The sequence below is a fragment of the Sphingomonas sp. MJ1 (PH-R8) genome (genome assembly GCF_048058635.1).
GTDB lineage: Bacteria > Pseudomonadota > Alphaproteobacteria > Sphingomonadales > Sphingomonadaceae > Sphingomonas.
In genome coordinates this window covers 1-3,497 of the sequence record NZ_JBBEFX010000035.1, presented here as the reverse complement: position 1 = coordinate 3,497, position 3,497 = coordinate 1, and the positions used below count along the sequence as shown (strand labels likewise).

The 3,497-nt window shown below is 68.9% G+C and carries 3 protein-coding genes; 2 read left to right on the top strand and 1 reads right to left on the bottom strand.

All coding sequences use genetic code 11. From position 1 onward, the window contains the following. The coding region (gene traA / locus VPH46_RS16010) for a Ti-type conjugative transfer relaxase TraA (RefSeq protein ID WP_416612813.1) at positions 1–2,453 on the top strand (2,453 nt) is incomplete at its 5' end. Positions 2,454–2,465: 12 nt separating this feature from the next. Beyond that, positions 2,466–3,161, top strand: coding sequence for a DUF6118 family protein (locus tag VPH46_RS16005; RefSeq protein WP_416612811.1), 696 nt, complete (start codon positions 2,466–2,468; stop codon positions 3,159–3,161). Between the two features lie 184 nt (positions 3,162–3,345). Here the strand turns inward: VPH46_RS16005 and VPH46_RS16000 are convergent. Further along, positions 3,346–3,497, bottom strand: a 152-nt coding sequence (locus tag VPH46_RS16000) for a type II toxin-antitoxin system YhaV family toxin (RefSeq protein ID WP_416612815.1), incomplete at its 5' end; no start/stop codon positions are given.

Genomic DNA, 3,497 nt, shown 5'->3' with positions numbered 1-3,497 from the left:
GCAAGAAGGTCCGCGACTGGAACTCGACCGAGCTGCTGAAGGGCTGGCGCGAGGCATGGGGGTACCACGTCAACGAACGCATGGCGGAGCTGGGGCTGGAGGGGCGGATCGACCATCGCTCCTATGAAGACCAGGGCATCGCGCTGGAGCCGCAGCACAAGATCGGGCCGGCGGGCATGCGCCGGCTCGACCGAGGTGAGGATGCTGAGCGCGCTGACGATCACCGACGCATCGCGCGGGAGAACGGCGAGAAGATTGTGGCTGACCCGCGTATCGCGCTGGACGGCATCACGCGGCAACAGGCGACCTTCACGACCCGCGACCTGGCCGTGTTCGCCTTCCGCCATTCGGACGGCAAGGCGCAGTTCGACCAGGTGATGGCGGCGGTGCGCGCCAGTCCCGAGCTGGTGGCATTGGGCAAGGACGGACGCGACCAGGAGCGGTTCACGTCCCGCGAGATGATCGCGACCGAGGCGCGGTTGGAGCGTTCGGCCGGCCGGCTCGCCGATGTCCGCCATCATTTCGTCGGCGCCGATCATGTCTACCGTGCGCTCGATGCGGCGAAGGGCAGGGGGCTCACTCTCTCCGACGAGCAGCGGGACGCGCTTGGGCGGATTACCGAGCGCGACGGCCTCGCCAGCGTCATCGGCTATGCCGGCACCGGCAAGTCGGCGATGCTGGGGGTTGCGCGCGAGGCATGGGAGAGCGCCGGCTACACGGTGCGGGGGGCTGCCTTGTCGGGGATCGCGGCCGAGAATCTGGAGGGGGGCTCCGGGATCCGCTCGCGCACCATCGCCAGCCTCGAACATGCCTGGGGCCGGGGCCGCGACCCGCTCGGGCCGAAAGACGTGCTGGTGGTGGACGAGGCCGGCATGATCGGCACCCGCCAGATGGAGCGGGTCCTGTCCCATGCCCGCGACGCCGGCGCCAAGGTGGTGCTGGTGGGCGACCCTGAACAGTTGCAGGCGATCGAAGCCGGCGCGGCGTTCCGGGCGATTGCCGAGCGCCACGGCGCGGCCGAAATCACCGAGGTCCGCCGGCAGCGGGAGAACTGGCAGAAGGATGCGACGCGGGCGCTGGCGACCGGCCGCACGGCTGAGGCAATCTATGCCTATGCTACCCAAGGCATGGTGCAGGCGGCGGACACGCGCGAGCAGGCCCGCGCCGAGCTGGTGGAGGTTTGGGATCGTCAGCGTGCACGCGATCCCGACCAGACCCGCATCATCCTCACCCACACCAACGCCGAGGTGCGCGCGCTGAACCAGGAGGCGCGTGAACGGGTGCGCGCGTCGGGCGGGCTGGGCGAGGACGTGGGCGTGACCGTCGATCGGGGCGCGCGCGACTTCGCGGTCGGCGACCGGATCATGTTCCTGCGCAACGAACGCTCGCTTGGCGTGAAGAACGGCACGCTGGGCACGCTCGAGCAGGTTGGCGATGGGCACATGGCGGTGCGGCTCGACGGCGGCGGGCGCGCCGCGTTCGACCTCAAACACTATGCCGCGATCGATCACGGTTACGCCGCGACCTTCCACAAGTCGCAGGGCGTGACCATCGATCGTGCGCATCTCCTCGCAACGCCGGGCATGGACCGACACAGCGCCTATGTCGGCATGTCGCGGCACCGCGACGGGGTGCAGCTCCACTATGGCCGTGACGACTTCGTCGATCAGCGCCAGCTCGCCCGCGTGCTGTCGCGTGACCGCGCCAAGGACATGGCCGGCGACTATGCCATGCCGTCCGACGAGGACCGGGCGCGCGAGTTTGCAGATCGCCGCGAGATCCGCTGGCCCGAGCGCGCGCGGGAGATCGTCCACCAGGTCCGCGACAAGGCCCGGGGCATGTTCGCGGACTTCCGGCCCAAGCCGGCCGTCACGCTTGAAATGACAGCGGCGCCGGATCGGGCCGAGCCGGCGATCGGCAAACCGGATCAGGCCAGGGCGATCGAACGCTACGCGCGCGCCGCGGCCGATATGGGCCGGATGCGCGCGCGGGAGTTGCCGGTGCTCCCGCACCAGGAGAGCGCGTTGCGTCGCGCCGGCGAGGCGTTGGACCAGGTGCGGCCCGATGCCGCGCGCGACCTCGCTTCCGCGTTCCGCCGCGATCCCGGGCTGATCGGGCAAGCGGCCGAAGGGAATACGCGCGGCGCGATGCGCGCGATGGCCGAGGAGCGGCGGGTGCGGCTTGACCCCAACGCGCGCGCCGAGCGGTTCGTGGAGAGCTGGCGTGGCCTGGCGCGCGAGCGTGCAGGCGGCGACCAAGCCCGGGCCGATAAGGCCACCATGCGCATGGGCGCGATGGCCGAGGGCCTGCGCCGCGACCCCGAGCTGGCGAAGACGCTGGAACGCCGCGTGCCCGAGCTTGGGCTGAAGCTGGAGCACGGCCGGAGCATCGAGACATCGCTGGAGCAGTCGATCGGGATCGGCCGCGAGCGCGACAGGGGCATGAGCCGATAAGGGGAAGGCGTGATGCCGGATGACGAAAGGCCGAACGAAGCCACGCAGGCCTTCGAGGATCTGCGCGCGGAAGTGACGCTGATGCGCCGGGCCGTCGAACGTCTGACGGCCGAGCGCATGGAGGTGCCCGAGGCTCCTGACTATTCCGAGACGCTGGGCGTCCTCGCCAACAACATCACCGCCACCGCGCAGCGCGTCGACCTGCTGGTGAAAAGCCCGATGCTGGCGATGACGCCCGGGCAGATGGTGGGGCGGATCACCGCGGCGGCGAGCACCGCCCGGCAGGAGGATCGGCAGACGATCGCCACGGCGCGCACCGGGCTGGAGGACGGGATCCGCCGGCTTCACAGCTATGTCGTATCGGCGCGGTGTGGTGATGAGCAGAACCGCTGGCTGGCAGTGACGGCAATTATTGGAATACTGGCCGGCATGCTCCTGTGGGCGACCCTTGCCGCGCCGATCGCGCGCGCCCTGCCGGCGAGCTGGCAGATCTCGGAGCAAATGGCCGCCTCCACGCTCGACCTCCCGATGTGGGAGGCAGGAAGGCACCTGCTGATCACGGATGCGCCTGCCAATTGGAACGCGCTCGTTGATGCCTGGAACATCGTCGAAAACGATCGTGAAGCGGTCGAAGCCTGTCAGAAGGCGGCTACCAAGGCGAAGGGCAAGGTACGCTGTACGATCAGCATTGCTCCTCGGAAGCAATGAGCGTCGAGCGAAGCCCGACATTCCAAGCGGCTATGGTGACGACGGTGGAATGTCGGCGACGAACCGGATGTCTGGAATGGACCGGCTCGCCGGCAGGGGTAGCCGTTGTCATCTCACAGGGTGGCAACGTCGTTGCCGAAGTCGCGGGGCATGGTCCCTTTTGAGACGGCGGGCGGGTGCCCATTCAACCATCGTCGCGAGCGACATTCGTAGACGCAGCCTTGAGCAGTGCTGTCCAATCATCGGGAGGATTGCCCTTGTCGAGCATCCCCTTGAATACGGCATAGGCGTCCGTTCTGGAGCCGTAGGTTCGTAGCGTGGTGGCGTCGTTTACCC

What these genes read in the sequence shown, in the direction of transcription:
- VPH46_RS16005 (WP_416612811.1), top strand. Translation starts at nt 2,466, where the DNA reads ATGCCGGATGACGAAAGGCCGAACGAAGCCACGCAGGCCTTCGAGGAT.